We start from the raw sequence: 14,479 nt of genomic DNA on the forward strand, positions 1-14,479 counted from the left end.
AAGTTCGTACAGGCTCTTCAGCTTGAGTCGTCTGATCCTTTTTACAATGATCACTTTTACAATGCTTGCTGCTCATCATCTGACACATTTTCTCTTTGCAAGATTTAAAACAACAGCCGACCATCACGCCCATGCCAAATGCGCATATACATCTCATCATAGCTTTGTCCTGTCTTTTCGTGAAAAGAGATATATAAATAACATCTATTCATGTATCTCTCCTGAGGGAATTTTCAGGCTTTATGTTGTGTATGAAAACTTATGTGAAAGAGAGTGAGCAAAAAATACAATCAGCAAAGAAAAAACCAGATTTAAGACGGAAAAGAAAAAGCCTGTTTAACTCTCCTAAATTAAACAGGCCCTATAATGTGCTGATTTTTAATTATTTTCATTAAGTTCTTAGAATGACGCCAAGATATCACTAGCCATGCAGCCAATCTGTGTAGGATATATAGATGCAATGTTTCAAAATATGAAAAAACCATTACTTTTGTTAATTAAATGACTGTAATTTATCCAAAAATCTTTTTAATGGGCAAATAAGACGATTAAATAACCAAAACCCAAAAAGAATTGCTAAACCTATAAATGAGAATAGGTTAATTCAGATTTGTAGGAGAAAATTCCTTATTTCAGTCAATATCGGATGTTATGAATGTTCAATGTCTCATAAAGTTTATAGATCCCTGCTTTCTTTTTAGTCATTTCTCTCTATAATTTTTCATATGAGCAATAACAATATTTTGGCAGCATGAAAAATCGCATACTAATTACTTTATTGATGAGTCTGGCAATAAGCGGCTGCCAAAAACAGCAAGCAGAGAGTGCAGCAGAAGCTGATGCAAACATTAAAGTGCAGTTTGAACAATCAGATAATCAACTGAGTGCTTATCTGGACAAACTTGACTCTTCAACAATTAGTCTGGAAGAAAGAACACGTATCCTGTGTGAACAATATCCTAAAGAATATAAAAATAACTATATGCCTGCCTTGCTAAAACTTGCACCCAAGGAATATACAGAAAAAGAGTTGCTCACCGACCTAGACAATGCCTTGAATTTCTACAAGCTAAAAGCCAACATTCAGTGTTAATAAATACTTAGTCTAATCGTGCAATGAAATATAAAAAAAACCGCCTGAATCAGGCGGTTTTTTTATGAAGAGCATATATCTTAAAAAAGATTAACGCTGTGGCTTTCACTGATCTTGTTGATTACGTGAACGTTGTTGTTGCTGGTTACTGTTTTGCTGTGGCTGTTGTTGCTGTTGGCCTTGCTGGTTTTGTTGCTGCTGGTCGCGCTGTTGCTGGTTGTGTTGACCACCCTGCGGCTGTTGTTGTTGCTGGTTATTTTGTTGCTGATTTGGGTTTTGCTGGTTGTTTTGTTGACGCTGCTGATCTTGATTTTGCTGTTGCTGTTGCTGTTGTTGCTGTTTCTGTTGGTCTTGCTGTTGATTATTAGCCATGGTGGTATTCCTTACTATTTGCTTTAAATTAAAAGCCGATAGGTTTCGACTTAATATCTACTCTACGCATTTTTCAGATTTCGCCAACCTTTAACCTGTTACAGATTAATTCAATGTAAAAAATAGTAAGATAAGTACTTGAAGTGGAGATTAATGCGCAACATAAATTACCTGATATAATGCAACAGAAACATAATGAAAGACTTTATAGGTCAAAAATTTATTATCCAATAAAAGGAATAACTTAAGTCCTACTTCATATATAGGAAAATTTTTAATAAAATTTAAAAAGCGTTATTAAACAGAACCACTTAATAACTATGCTATTGATATTTATAAATATATAAAAATCAATCTAAATCTTCTATATTTTTAAAAGATTAAATAAAATATTAAAGATCCCATTCTTTTTGAATATTCTTAACTGTGAGGAAATACGATACTTAACATGACCTCACCAATAACACTTAAGCTGTATCGAATTTATCTTGACTTTAAGTTAAATATTTTTAGCTATTAATCTGGTATTAACTTAGGTAAAATCATTGTTTTTAATTATATTTATTAATCTATTTATAATGAATAAGCCTCTTTAAAAGAGGCTTATTACATTCAGTTTTTATTAGATATTGACCACTTTGACGATAATCGTTTGAGTATCTTCCTGCTCTTCGGCCAGATGCAAACGTTTAAGCTCTTTGCTTTTTACTTTGAACTGCAAATTCTGATAAGAAATCGTGCTTGGTATCTGATCAAAATATTGACCATCAGCGTCAATTTCTTCCTGAAATAATGGTGTACCTAATTGATAGTCAAGACTTTTTAAGACTACATATTTTACTGTGGTTTTCATTCCAACACCCTACTTTCACTAAGCACTTTATTTTTATTTTTACCACTGTTCCGCCTGAGAAGAAACCTCTATTTTTGAAAATAGCCCAAGCTTTAACCACTCAGATTTTGCGATCAGATCAACATGAAATTACACTAATCTATGAAAAAAAATTTTAACTTTCATAAAAATATAAATATACTTGGAGTTGATCGACAGAAAAAATCTGTCTAAATTGATCTAAAATCACTCCCACAAAGAAAATATAGAGACTATGATAAAAACCTGTTGCGGCTTACTCGAAGAGAAAAAAATAAAAATTGCCTTTATCGAAAGCGCAAGTTCTGGATATCTCAGTAGCCAGTTCTCCATTTGTAAAGGAGAAGGTGCCGAAATTCTGATTGGTGGTTTGATCTGTTACGATGTAAGTGTCAAGATTTCAGTATTGGGCATTTCCAAGAATCTGATCAATAGTCATACTGCGGAATCTATGCCGGTAACAGTTGCTCTGGCGGAAGCAGGTAAAAAAATGTTCCGTGATGCTGACTGGATTATCGCCTGTACAGGGTTACTTAAACCAGGTGGTAGCGCGACACCAGAGAAACCGGAAGGAACATTTTTTGTGGCCATTAATGACGGCACGCAAATCCATCAGTTCCAGTATTATCTCAAAGGCTCGCCACTTGAACGCCTGAATAAACTGTCAGCTGTGGTTGCACATGACATGATCAATCTGTTGAATAACAGCTAAGCTTTCAAAGTTACTATGTAGCCTGAATAAGCTTCATTATTTCTACCGTATTTTAAGATAGATTGGCATGATCAAATGCCAATCTATTTTTTTGAGGGTGGAATGACCATGAATATTAAAACCGCACTGCTTCTGCTCCCTCTGAGCTTGCCCAGTCTGGCTTTCGCTACTGTAGGCGGCCCACAAAATATTGAAGTTCTAGGCTATGAAGTCAAAGAACAGAAGCTTTATATCATGCGTCATTATCTTGATGGTCGTGGACGCTTGCCTCAACTGTATTATTATAATTTTAAATCCCAAAAACCAAATCAACTGGTTCAGGTCAATTCCTTATATATCAATCCTAAAACCAAGCGCATCGATTATGATCAAGACAGTCGCAAGTTTGATCAGAACATTGCCAAAATCAAAAAACGTTTAGTTCCATTAAATCCAATTCAAAAATCAAAACTACAGCTTAAGGTGTTAAAGACAAAAAAAGGTAGCGCGCCTGCCTGGCATGATCCTCAGGAAAAAGTGCCAAAATGGACCTATCAATATCAAGTAAAATCCAGCTTACAAAAAAGTCCGGTTCAGCAAGCAGTCAGTTATCAGCAAGGCTTGAAAATTAGCCAGGCCTATAAAGTTCCGAAACAGAATAAAACCCTGGTAATAGTAAAGTATCTGGGTATTCCTTTTGAAACAGGTTATAGCATTGAAGATCCGGCACTGTTAAGTCGATAACAGAATTCACTAAAAAAAATAAGGTCTCAATTGAGACCTTATTTTTATTCTAGGACATTTACGGATCAAGCCGCTGTAGAACGTTCAGCGATTGGCACTACTTTACGCAACTCTGGCCCGGTATAGTCTGCGCTTGGACGGATAATACGGTTGTCTGCACGTTGTTCCATCACATGCGCTGACCAGCCTGTCACACGTGACATAACAAAGATTGGGGTAAACAGCTTGGTTGGAATACCCATGAAGTGATAAGCAGATGCATGGAAGAAATCCGCATTACAGAATAATTTCTTCTCACGCCACATCACTTCTTCGCAGCGCACTGAGACTGGATACAGTACCGTGTCACCGACATCTTTGGCTAAACGTTCAGACCAGACTTTGATGATGCCATTACGCGGATCATTGTCCTTATAGATCGCATGCCCGAAGCCCATGATTTTTTCTTTACGTTCCAGCATACCCAGCATTTCACGTTCAGCTTCTTCAGGCGACGTCCAGTTTTCGATCATGTCCATTGCAGCTTCATTGGCACCGCCATGTAAAGGGCCACGCAAGGAACCAATTGCGCCGGTAATACAGGAATGCATATCGGACAGCGTTGATGCACACACACGAGCGGTAAAAGTCGAAGCATTGAATTCATGCTCTGCATACAGAATCAAGGAAACATTCATTACCTGTTCATGTAGCTCATTTGGTTTTTCACCATGCAGAAGATGCAGGAACTGTGCACCAATTGAAGCATCGTCAGTATTTTCTTCAATACGCACGCCGTCATGGCTATAACGATACCAGTAACAAATGATTGCCGGCAAAGTTGCCAAAATACGGTCTGCGATATCCTGTTGCTGCTCAAAAGACTGCTCAGTTTCAAGATTTCCCAGCATGGAAACACCAGTACGCATCACATCCATTGGGTGTGAATCGGCAGGAATACGCTCAAGCACTTCTTTTAACGCCTGGGGTAAAGTGCGTAATGATTTCAGTTTAGCTTTATAGGCGGCCAATTGCTCTGCTGTCGGCAATTCGCCAAAGAAAATCAGATAAGCGACTTCTTCAAACTGGCAATGTTCCGCCAGATCCTGCACGTCATAGCCGCGATAGGTCAGGCCTGCGCCACTTTTCCCTACTGTTGAAAGTGAGGTTTTACCTGCCACTTGTCCGCGCAATCCTGCGCCGGTGAGTACTTTTCCTTCAGCCATTTTTTTAATTCTCCTGTTTAAACAGTTTATCTAATGTGTCTTCGAAGCTGTGATAATCTAAAAATTCGTAGAGTTCTTTTCGTTGTTGCATGAGATCCAGAACATTTACCTGAGTGCCGTGTTCACGTACCGACCGCATCACCTCAAGCGCTGCCTTCTGCATAGCACGCGTCGCTGATAATGGATACAGCACCATGCCAATACCCTGCTCGGCCAGTTCATCTACCGTATAATACGGCGTATCACCAAATTCGGTAATATTCGCCAAGACGGGCACACCAACTGCATCACATACTGTACGGTACATGGTAATATCGGTCATCGCCTCAGCAAAGATTGCATCTGCGCCCGCTTCAACGCACGCACAAGCACGGTCAATCACGGCTTGCAGGCCTTCTTTTTGCAGCGCATCAGTACGCGCCATTACCACAAAGTTTGAATCGGTTTTCGCATCCACAGCCGCTTTGATACGATCGATCATTTCCTGTTGCGATACGATTTCTTTATTTGGACGGTGACCACAACGTTTCTGTGCAACCTGATCTTCAATATGAACTGCAGCGGCTCCTGCTGCAATCATCTGCTTGATCGTGCGGGCAATATTTAATGCACCGCCCCATCCGGTATCAATATCGACCAATAAAGGGGTATCGACACGCTCGGTAATGCGGCGTACATCTTCAAGAACATTATCCAGGCTGGTCATGCCCAGATCAGGCAAACCATAAGAATAATTCGCGACACCCGCACCTGATAAATAAATGGCTTTATAACCGACCTGTTTGGCCATCATGGCAGCATAGGCATTTACCGTGCCCATAATTTGCAATGGTTTCTCGACTTCAAGCGCTTGTCTAAATCTTAAACCTGCAGACATTTGTTCTGTCATCTTCCTTTTCCACAGTCTTGGCTATAATTATTGAAATTCGAGTATACTCATTTGGCTTGCTCATTCCATAACCTGATAGAACAAATACTCTAAAACTTTAGTCAAATTTTTAAGTTTTGCTTTACCTAAAATAGCGCACTTATCTGGCGCAATTATGAAATATGTGCATATATTTGCTATGATGGCGTTTCAATCTCTATTGACATGTTGATGTACTATCTCCTATGCAAGACCTCGCCCTAGAACCGCTCGCCAAAGATCTGCCACAGACCAAACGTGGTCATGAGCGTTGTATTGCGCTGCTGATCAGTGCAACCGAGCTGTTTCTGGAACGGGGTTATGATGCTGTGTCTCTGGATGATATCGTCCAGCATGCCGGAGGCTCCAAAGCTTCGATCTATAAATACTTTGGCAATAAAGAAGGCTTGTTTAAAGCTATTTGCGATTATCGTCGTATCAAGTTTTTTGAAGATATCAGTATTCCGATCGAACTGATGGCACTGGATTTTCGTAGTTATTTAGTACACACGTTGCTCAATTTTTATCACCAGATTATGCAACCTGAAAACTCGGCCTTTATGCGTCTGGTGCTGGAACAAAGTCAGCGCAATCCGGAACTTGCTCAACATATTCATGAGCGAGGCCCGGTGCATGTGCAAAGTGCCATTGCCACGGCTTTAGAACAGGCAGATGCGCAAGGTTTACTGCATTGCGAAAATCCGCAATATTCTGCACAGCTGTATTTTGGTATTTTGCGCAATCTGGAATGGCGTATTCTGATGGGAATTCCGGTACAGGAAGATGATCAGGAAATCGACAAATACATCAGTTATTGTGTGGATCGCTTTTTAGACGGTCATCAAAAAGTCTAGTTTTTTTGCATTTTTCATTGCTTATAGTATATTAGCCGATTCCGTATTTTTTCTTAAACTAACCAACAACTGATTGTTGATCGAGTTTTTCGGCAATTATTGTGGAGTAACGAATGGCTCTCCGTCACTTTCTCACCTTACGCGATTTATCAACTTTAGAACTTAACCAGATTTTGCAACGCGCAATTGAGCTTAAGCGCAAACAGCATAACAATGAAGTGTTCCAACCATTTGTTGGTAAAGTGATGGGCATGATTTTTGAGAAATCGAGTACCCGTACGCGTGTTTCGTTTGAAGCTGGCATGAGCCAATTTGGTGGTAGCGCGATTTTCCTGTCTTCACGCGATACCCAGTTAGGTCGTGGTGAACCGATTGAAGATTCTGCACGTGTGATTTCAAGCATGCTGGATATCGTGATGATCCGTACTTTCGGTCATGATATCGTGGAGCGTTTTGCATCTTATTCAAAAGTTCCAGTGATTAATGCGTTGACTGATGACCACCACCCTTGCCAGTTACTTGCTGACATGCAGACCTATGTAGAGCAACGTGGCTCAATCGAAGGTAAAACTGTTGCCTGGATTGGTGATGGCAACAATATGTGTAACTCTTATATTGAAGCTGCACATATGTGGGGCTTTAATCTGAAAATTGCAGCGCCAAAAGGCTATGAGCCACAAGAAAAATTCCTGTCTGAATTTGCGCATTGTGTGGAACTGGTTCCTTCTGCTGAAGATGCAGCGGTGAATGCTGATCTGATAGTGACTGACGTTTGGGCAAGCATGGGCCAAGAAGAAGAACAGAAGATCCGTGAAAAAGCCTTTGCAGATTATCAGGTAAATGAACGTCTGATGGATCTTGCACATCCGGATTGCTTGTTTATGCACTGCTTGCCTGCACATCGTGGTGAAGAGATTTCAGAAAATCTGCTTGACCATAAAAATGCTGTGGTTTGGGATGAAGCGGAAAATCGCTTGCACGTGCAAAAAGCTTTGGTTGAATTCCTGATTAATGAAAATCTGAAAAAAGACTAATTTTTTAAGATGAATCTTCACAAATTAAGCACCAATCTCTGGTGCTTTTTTTGTCTCAGCTCTTATAATCATTGTTGAAATGGAATAAAAAGTGATTTTATACAATGCAAAAAAAATATTGGATTTTGGCACTCTTGACAGGTTTTAGCAGTGTCGCCTTACCGGTGCATGCTTCTGAATTTGACCAATATCTTCAAGAAAAAAATATTATTGACAGCAAATTTAAAATTCAGAAAAAAGCTGAGCTGAATGAATTACTCGCAGTGCTCAGTGCAGAGGATTCTAGAACTTTACCATTGCAGATTGATCAAAATACGATTATTGAACAATTGCAGTTGAGCGCTAATAAAACCACACTAAAAGGCATGATCATCACGCCCGATTTTAGCCAGTTTGAAAAAGACCTAGGACGCAAAGAAGTGATGAAAGTCATTCGTAATAATCTGCTCACTAATTGTGAAATTTTCTTCGAGCATCGCTATCAGATTGAGAACCCATACAAGGTTGAACTCAGCCTGAACTCGCAGACACAAACCTATAAAACTGATATTTCCCAGAAAGATTGCAAATTAAAATAATCTAAACCCATAAAACATTTATTTCGATTCAGGATTCAAGAATCCTGAAAACAAAAGGTAGCCGTGGCTACCTTTTTGATAAGGTTTGTTGTTATATCCTGCTAACGCACCAGACCCTGCGGCTGCAAAATAATAATCAACGCACCCAGTATCACCACCATGCCACCAAGCAGATCCCAACGCGATAGAGTCACTTGATCAACGAAGCGCAACCACATTAGCGCTGAAAAAATATAGATACCGCCATAAGCGGCATAGATTCGTCCTGAAGCAGCTGGATGCAAGGTTAACAGCCAGACAAAAGCCGCCAAAGCTAGAGTTGTCGGAATCCATAACCAGTGGCTTCTCCCCTGATTTAAAATCAGGTAGGGAAAATAACAGCCTAAAATTTCCATCAATGCCGTGACTAAAAACAGTAAAAATGTCGTGAACAGCTTGGTAACTTGAATATCCATAATTTATCTTTTAAATGATATAAATTTGATAATTTAAAATATGAGTGCATGAAAAAACCCGTGCAAGCACGGGTTTGATCCTTCTTTTTAATTAGGCTGGTTCAGCAGTCTGATCTTCAAAAACCTCAAGTTTTAAGCCAACCGCTTTACCATTTTCTTTTTTCACCGATACTGCAACATTGCCGCCATTTTCAGCCAGTTCACCAAACAGGATCATCTCAGCCAGCGGTTTTTTCAGGTGTTCCTGAATCAGACGTTGCATTGGACGTGCGCCCATTAAACGGTCATAGCCATGTTCTGACATCCATTCACGTGCACTCTGATCCACTTCCAGCATGACTTTTTTGTCATCCAGTTGTGCTTGAAGTTCAGTCAGGAATTTATCCACGACATTTTCAATAATGCTGCTTGGCAATGCCTTGAACTGAATCACGCCGTCGAGACGGTTACGGAATTCCGGCGAGAAGGCTTTCTTCATCGCTTCCTGATTATCGTTACTATTGTCCTGTTCCATAAAACCAATGCTGACACGTGAAATACTTTCAGCACCAATATTGGTGGTGAGTACCAAGACCACGTTACGGAAATCAGATTTACGCCCGTTATTATCAGTCAATGAACCATGATCCATAATCTGCAATAAGAGGTTAAACACATCTGGATGCGCTTTTTCGATCTCGTCTAGCAACAGCACACAATGCGGATTTTTGTGAATCGCATCGGTGAGCAAGCCACCCTGATCAAAACCGACATAGCCCGGAGGTGCACCGATCAAACGTGACACTGCATGACGTTCCATGTATTCCGACATATCAAAACGAACCAGTTCCACACCCATCTGTTTCGCGAGCTGCTTGGTCACTTCGGTTTTACCAACACCTGTAGGACCCGCAAAGACAAAACTACCTACAGGCTTATCTGGAGACTTCAAACCGGCACGTGACAGTTTAATTGCAGAAGCCAAGGCCTCAATCGCTTCATCCTGACCAAAGACCACACGTTTTAAATCACGCTCAAGATTTTCCAGCACACTCTTGTCATCTTTAGAGACAGTTTTCGGAGGAATACGCGCAATTTTAGAAACGATGTCTTCAATATTTTCTACGGTGATTAAACTGTCATCTTGTTCTGCTTTGAGACGGCGCTGAGCACCGGCTTCATCAATGACATCAATCGCCTTATCTGGCAAGAAACGGTCGTTGATAAATTTCGCAGAAAGTTCTACCGCAGACACTAAGGCTTGATCTTCATATTCCACATGATGGAAATCTTCAAACTTCGATTTCAGACCACGTAGGATATCAATAGTTTCAGAAATAGATGGCTCATTCACATCAATTTTCTGGAAACGACGCGATAAAGCATGATCTTTCTCAAAGACCTGACGGTATTCCTGGAAAGTGGTTGACCCGATGCAGCGTAAAGAACCATTTGCCAGCGCCGGTTTGATCAGATTCGATGCATCCATGGTACTGCCCATACTCGAGCCTGCACCAATAATCATGTGAATTTCATCAATAAACAGCACTGCTTCAGGTTTCTTTTTCAACGCATTTAAAAGCTGTTTCAAGCGTTTTTCAAAGTCGCCACGGTATTTGGTTCCTGCCACCAAAGCACCAATGTCCAGACTGAAAATTTCAGCATTTTCCAGTGGTTTTGGCGCTTTACCATTGACAATTAACCAAGCCAGCCCTTCAGCAATCGAGGTTTTACCGACACCTGGATCACCGACAAGGAGTGGGTTATTTTTACGACGGCGGCAAAGAATTTGCGCGGCACGCTCGATTTCTTTTTCACGACCAATCAGTGGATCGGTCTTACCTTTTTGTGCTTCAACATTCAGGTTAGTGGTATAAAGTTCAAGTGGACCTGAACTTGCTGAAGATGCTGATTCGCCATCTAGATCTTCGATTTCTTCTTCAGACTGTACATCTTCTTTACGGGTACCATGAGACAGGTACTGAGTCAGGGTCAGACGGTTAATTTGATGACGTTTCAGCAGATAGACTGCAAATGAGTCACGCTCAGAATACATGGCAACCAGAATATCAGCACCTTCTACAGTACGATCGCCGCCGCTTGACTGCACGTGAAAAATCGCGCGTTGCAAGATCCGGTCGAAGCTTTCTGTCGGGTGTGGTGCCTGATCACTATTTTCACCAAGTTTAGGGGTATGTTGTTCTACGTACTCTTCTAATTCCTTACGCAACACGATGATGTCCGCACCACATGCTTTGAGAGCATTCACGGCTGAATCATTGTCGAGCAAGGCTAACAATAAATGTTCTACGGTCAGGAACTCATGTCTCTTTTGACGAGCCATGCTGACAGCCAAACGTAGTGATACTTCTAATTGACGACTGAGCATGTAACCCCCTTAATCTTTAGGCTCTATTTGGCAAAGTAACGGATGACCTTGTGATCGAGCATAATTATTGACTTGGTTCGCTTTGGTCTCCGCAATGTCTCGAGGATAAACCCCAGCTACACCCTTTCCTTCATAATGTACAGTTAGCATTACTTGTGTAGCTTGGTCAAGATTCATTGCAAAGTATTGTTGTAAAATTTCAATTACAAACTCCATCGGCGTATAGTCGTCATTTAATAAAACAACCGCATACAACGGTGGACGTTTCAGTTCTGGCGGTGCAGTCTGTACAGCTAAGTCAGAATCACCGTCTTCAGAGGGTTCATTTGCTAAACGTGGGCTGATATGCCAATCAACGATTCCAGACTCATTAAAAGAATTTTTAATATCACTTAAACACATTTGACGTTTATTGCTTGGCATAAGATTTATATTTCACACTTAATTTGCATTTGCTTCGGTTTTCGGAATTTCTGACAAGGTGGCAGACTGATTTTCGACTGCTTTGCCCTGTTCCCAACTAAAACGACGAATCACAGGCTTGGCACCAGTAAGACGCACTTCAATAAATTCTGGTTTAAAGCCTTTCGGCATGGTCCAGCGGCCAGTGAGTCGCTCATAATTTTCAAAATTAAAGTTTTTATCTTCCAGTGGCACCACCAGAATTTCCGTACCTTTAATCAGGCGCAGTTCCACACTACCTGAAGCACGACTTTTGCCTGGACTGACCTGAACCAGATCAATCTGGTATTCAAAGGCATTTTCGGGTAATGGTTTAATCGACAGGTTTTGAACCGCCAATGCCAAACCACCACGCTGACGCAAAATTTCGCGATAAATGGTTCCCACACTTTCGGCCTGCACCTGTTCATCACGTGCCTTGGTCATGGCCAGATACAGATCATTGGCATTGCTGACCGCCAGATCACGCTCCTGAACCGCAGTATTCAGCGTCTTGTTCAGTGTTTCCAGACTGGCTTTCTGAGTCTGTACCACATCGACCAGTTGCTCTGCATCCGCATCATAACCCGCCGCAGTCAAACCCTGACGATGTCCTACGGTATATCCGAGTACGCCACTGCTTAAGATCAATACAGCCGCACCAATGGCTAAGGGCGTATTGCCTTTCATGAATGGTTTCTTAGTACCGGGTTCCTGAGGAAGCGTCGTATTTGACTCGTTATTCGGCATTTTGATCTCTTGTTTGCTTTAATCAAGACACACATTTAAATGCAAATCTAAATGTGTGTGAAGTTCTAATACGTTTTTTATGGTAATAAACCAATATTATTTAAGCCAGCATCTTCAGCAAAACCAAACATCAGGTTCATGTTTTGCACAGCCTGACCTGCTGCGCCTTTTACCAGATTGTCTTGTGCAACCAGTACAACCAGTTTCGTTGGCTGTGGCTTATACAAGGCAATACGTAACTGATTTGCTCCACGCACTGAACGCGTTTCAGGTGAACTACCCGCCGGCATGACATCGACAAATGCTTCATTTGCATAGAACTGCTCATATAGCGCTTGTAAATCTGACGTTTGCCCTGCTTCAGTTAAATCGATATAGATGGTCGACAACATACCACGGATCATTGGCACCAAATGCGGTACAAATAAAATATGATCAAACACATTTTTTTGACCTGAAATATTTTCCAGTGCTTCGACAATTTCAGGGTGATGACGATGACCTGCTACACCATAGGCCTTAAAGTTATCGGCATTTTCAGAATAAATCATGCCCAGACTGGCTTTACGTCCGGCACCTGATACACCCGATTTGGCATCAATAATAATGCTTTCAGGTTTCACCAATACTTCAGCCGCTTTTAAAACTGGCGCCAGACCCAACTGAACTGTGGTTGGATAACAACCTGGATTTCCAATGACATTCGCTTTTTTAATCTCTTCACGATTTAGCTCAGATAAACCATAAACAGAATTTTTTAACAGTTCTGGACATGCATGTTGCATGCCATACCATTTTTCAAACTGTTCAAGATCTTGTAAACGGAAATCGGCAGCCAGGTCGATCACTTTGGTATTTGCAGCAACCAGCTCTTCGGCATGTTTCATTGCGACACCATGCGGCGTTGCAAAGAACACCACATCGCATGATTTTAATAAATCCAGACTTAAATCGGAAAATTTAAGATCGGTATGCCCACGCAAGCTCGGGAACATATCATCTACACGACGGCCTGCTTCAGTACGTGATGTCAGTGCTGTTACATTTACATCTGGATGTCGTAGCAAAAGACGCAAAAGTTCAACGCCTGTATAACCCGTACCACCCACAATACCCACTGAAATCACGATGATTACCTCAAATAAATGTTTCCTTTATACAGCCTAGTATGACAGGAAGTTGAGGTTTTCTAAACCATTTCACTGGGGTTTGCTGGTTTTTTAATTGATCAGTAGGATAAGTCCGATTTTGATCATGAAACTTTTAATTTGCTTAGGCTATTTTAATAAAACAATCCTAACCTATTAATTATGGTTTCAGGCACCCCACCAATATGGCAACGGCGTATTTTTTAACGTTTTACGATGCTGCTGGAAATGCTGATCATGCTTGGCAACTTCTGCCCAAAACCGTGGACTATGATCAAAATGCTTTGTATGTACCAGTTCATGGACAGCGACATAACGCGTGACTTGTTCAGGAAATAATACCAGCGCACTGTTCAACATAATGTCATGCTTGGCCGAACAACTGCCCCACCGGGTTTTAGGCTGTCGAATGTTGCAGTTTTTAAAAGGCAGATGACATTGCTGTGAGACGAGATTTAAATATGAAGGAAGCTGTTCTTTTGCGTAGGCAATCACGAAAGCTTTTAAATATTCTTCAGGATGTCGGTCACTGATCCAAAGCTGTAGATCTTCATGATCAAAAATGAAGTTGTTCTTCTGGCTTTGATAAGAAATTTGCACAGGCGCTTTTAGATTGAATAACCGCAGCTCACTCGGTAGCGTCCGGTCAATATTTTCGATTTTTTCTTGCTGGGATTGCCAGGTTTTAATCAACCAACTTTCAGATTGTTCAATAAAATGCCGTATCTGTTTTTTGCTGCAAAAAACCGGGGCTGTGAGGCGAATCTGGGTCGCATCGACACGCAAACGTAACCGTGTTGAACGGACATTTCGGGTGATTTGAATTTCGGGTAGGTCGGATAAGGTCATTATAGTTTTTTTTAATCTCCCCAAACCCCTTTTTTTTCAAAGAGGGGCTTTTAAAAGTCTCCCTTCTTGCACTTGTTTTTAAAGCAGTGTTTTAAAACTTCGCTCAGGGAGATTTAGAG

At 41.0% G+C, this 14,479-nt stretch carries 16 protein-coding genes; 6 read left to right on the forward strand and 10 right to left on the reverse strand.

The features are described 5' to 3' along the window. Positions 1-751: 751 nt before the first annotated feature. Positions 752-1,093 carry a hypothetical protein gene (locus F894_RS05215; RefSeq protein WP_004646794.1) on the forward strand — a complete coding sequence of 114 codons (342 nt, stop codon included), beginning with the start codon at positions 752-754 and terminating at the stop codon, positions 1,091-1,093. 105 nt (positions 1,094-1,198) lie between these two features. On the opposite strand, the gene F894_RS05220 is transcribed toward F894_RS05215, so the two are convergent. Next, on the reverse strand, positions 1,199-1,465 hold the full coding sequence (locus tag F894_RS05220; RefSeq protein ID WP_004280186.1) for a hypothetical protein: 267 nt from the start codon (positions 1,463-1,465) through the stop codon (positions 1,199-1,201). Between the two features lie 622 nt (positions 1,466-2,087). Next, complete coding sequence (locus tag F894_RS05225) at positions 2,088-2,318, reverse strand: hypothetical protein (protein ID WP_004280185.1); 231 nt, start codon at positions 2,316-2,318, stop codon at positions 2,088-2,090. 253 nt (positions 2,319-2,571) lie between these two features. On the opposite strand from F894_RS05225, the gene F894_RS05230 reads away from it, so the two are divergent. After that, positions 2,572-3,048, forward strand: coding sequence for a CinA family protein (locus F894_RS05230; RefSeq protein ID WP_005246521.1), 477 nt, complete (start codon positions 2,572-2,574; stop codon positions 3,046-3,048). 102 nt (positions 3,049-3,150) lie between these two features. Next, positions 3,151-3,771, forward strand: a complete 621-nt coding sequence (locus F894_RS05235) for a hypothetical protein (protein WP_005246529.1) — start codon at positions 3,151-3,153, stop codon at positions 3,769-3,771. Between the two features lie 65 nt (positions 3,772-3,836). Here the strand turns inward: F894_RS05235 and prpC are convergent, their stop codons facing one another. Continuing rightward, entirely contained in the window at positions 3,837-4,976 is a 1,140-nt protein-coding gene (gene prpC / locus F894_RS05240) for a bifunctional 2-methylcitrate synthase/citrate synthase (protein ID WP_005246530.1), read from the reverse strand. Between the two features lie 4 nt (positions 4,977-4,980). Continuing rightward, on the reverse strand, positions 4,981-5,865 hold the full coding sequence (gene prpB, locus F894_RS05245; RefSeq protein WP_005246531.1) for a methylisocitrate lyase: 885 nt from the start codon (positions 5,863-5,865) through the stop codon (positions 4,981-4,983). Between the two features lie 224 nt (positions 5,866-6,089). Here prpB and F894_RS05250 point away from each other — a divergent pair, with 224 nt between their 5' ends. From F894_RS05250 to F894_RS05260, 3 genes are all read left to right on the forward strand, one after another. Beyond that, positions 6,090-6,737 (forward strand): TetR/AcrR family transcriptional regulator, encoded by a 648-nt coding sequence (locus F894_RS05250; protein WP_004646788.1) that lies wholly within the window; start codon positions 6,090-6,092, stop codon positions 6,735-6,737. 113 nt (positions 6,738-6,850) lie between these two features. Beyond that, positions 6,851-7,771 (forward strand): ornithine carbamoyltransferase, encoded by a 921-nt coding sequence (argF, locus tag F894_RS05255; RefSeq protein ID WP_005246532.1) that lies wholly within the window; start codon positions 6,851-6,853, stop codon positions 7,769-7,771. Between the two features lie 104 nt (positions 7,772-7,875). After that, complete coding sequence (locus F894_RS05260; RefSeq protein ID WP_005246533.1) at positions 7,876-8,349, forward strand: hypothetical protein; 474 nt, start codon at positions 7,876-7,878, stop codon at positions 8,347-8,349. Between the two features lie 101 nt (positions 8,350-8,450). Here the strand turns inward: F894_RS05260 and F894_RS05265 are convergent, their stop codons facing one another. The 6 genes from F894_RS05265 to F894_RS05290 form a co-directional block, all read right to left on the reverse strand. Beyond that, complete coding sequence (locus F894_RS05265) at positions 8,451-8,804, reverse strand: YnfA family protein (RefSeq protein ID WP_005246534.1); 354 nt, start codon at positions 8,802-8,804, stop codon at positions 8,451-8,453. Between the two features lie 91 nt (positions 8,805-8,895). Beyond that, complete coding sequence (gene clpA, locus F894_RS05270) at positions 8,896-11,172, reverse strand: ATP-dependent Clp protease ATP-binding subunit ClpA (protein WP_005246535.1); 2,277 nt, start codon at positions 11,170-11,172, stop codon at positions 8,896-8,898. A 9-nt stretch (positions 11,173-11,181) separates the two neighbouring features. After that, entirely contained in the window at positions 11,182-11,595 is a 414-nt protein-coding gene (gene clpS / locus F894_RS05275) for an ATP-dependent Clp protease adapter ClpS (RefSeq protein ID WP_004279780.1), read from the reverse strand. Between the two features lie 18 nt (positions 11,596-11,613). Further along, positions 11,614-12,363 (reverse strand): DUF6776 family protein, encoded by a 750-nt coding sequence (locus F894_RS05280; protein WP_004279781.1) that lies wholly within the window; start codon positions 12,361-12,363, stop codon positions 11,614-11,616. 77 nt (positions 12,364-12,440) lie between these two features. Then, the gene (gene argC / locus F894_RS05285) at positions 12,441-13,496 is read right to left on the reverse strand and encodes an N-acetyl-gamma-glutamyl-phosphate reductase (RefSeq protein ID WP_171065027.1); all 1,056 of its coding nucleotides are present in this window, start codon (positions 13,494-13,496) and stop codon (positions 12,441-12,443) included. A 183-nt stretch (positions 13,497-13,679) separates the two neighbouring features. Then, positions 13,680-14,360, reverse strand: coding sequence for a M48 family metallopeptidase (locus tag F894_RS05290; RefSeq protein ID WP_005246540.1), 681 nt, complete (start codon positions 14,358-14,360; stop codon positions 13,680-13,682). Between the last annotated feature and the right edge of the window lie 119 nt (positions 14,361-14,479).

It is taken from the genome of Acinetobacter sp. CIP 51.11, from assembly GCF_000369665.1.
In the GTDB taxonomy this organism is placed as follows: domain Bacteria; phylum Pseudomonadota; class Gammaproteobacteria; order Pseudomonadales; family Moraxellaceae; genus Acinetobacter; species Acinetobacter lwoffii_S.

Excerpts from the sequence above, each read along its gene's own strand:
- F894_RS05215 (WP_004646794.1), top strand. The coding sequence starts at position 752 with ATGAAAAATCGCATACTAATTACTTTATTGATGAGTCTGGCAATAAGC.
- F894_RS05220 (WP_004280186.1), bottom strand. The coding sequence starts at position 1,465 with ATGGCTAATAATCAACAGCAAGACCAACAGAAACAGCAACAACAGCAA.
- F894_RS05225 (WP_004280185.1), bottom strand. The coding sequence starts at position 2,318 with ATGAAAACCACAGTAAAATATGTAGTCTTAAAAAGTCTTGACTATCAA.
- F894_RS05230 (WP_005246521.1), top strand. The coding sequence starts at position 2,572 with ATGATAAAAACCTGTTGCGGCTTACTCGAAGAGAAAAAAATAAAAATT.
- F894_RS05235 (WP_005246529.1), top strand. The coding sequence starts at position 3,151 with ATGACCATGAATATTAAAACCGCACTGCTTCTGCTCCCTCTGAGCTTG.
- prpC (WP_005246530.1), bottom strand. The coding sequence starts at position 4,976 with ATGGCTGAAGGAAAAGTACTCACCGGCGCAGGATTGCGCGGACAAGTG.
- prpB (WP_005246531.1), bottom strand. The coding sequence starts at position 5,865 with ATGACAGAACAAATGTCTGCAGGTTTAAGATTTAGACAAGCGCTTGAA.
- F894_RS05250 (WP_004646788.1), top strand. The coding sequence starts at position 6,090 with ATGCAAGACCTCGCCCTAGAACCGCTCGCCAAAGATCTGCCACAGACC.
- argF (WP_005246532.1), top strand. The coding sequence starts at position 6,851 with ATGGCTCTCCGTCACTTTCTCACCTTACGCGATTTATCAACTTTAGAA.
- F894_RS05260 (WP_005246533.1), top strand. The coding sequence starts at position 7,876 with ATGCAAAAAAAATATTGGATTTTGGCACTCTTGACAGGTTTTAGCAGT.
- F894_RS05265 (WP_005246534.1), bottom strand. The coding sequence starts at position 8,804 with ATGGATATTCAAGTTACCAAGCTGTTCACGACATTTTTACTGTTTTTA.
- clpA (WP_005246535.1), bottom strand. The coding sequence starts at position 11,172 with ATGCTCAGTCGTCAATTAGAAGTATCACTACGTTTGGCTGTCAGCATG.
- clpS (WP_004279780.1), bottom strand. The coding sequence starts at position 11,595 with ATGCCAAGCAATAAACGTCAAATGTGTTTAAGTGATATTAAAAATTCT.
- F894_RS05280 (WP_004279781.1), bottom strand. The coding sequence starts at position 12,363 with ATGCCGAATAACGAGTCAAATACGACGCTTCCTCAGGAACCCGGTACT.
- F894_RS05290 (WP_005246540.1), bottom strand. The coding sequence starts at position 14,360 with ATGACCTTATCCGACCTACCCGAAATTCAAATCACCCGAAATGTCCGT.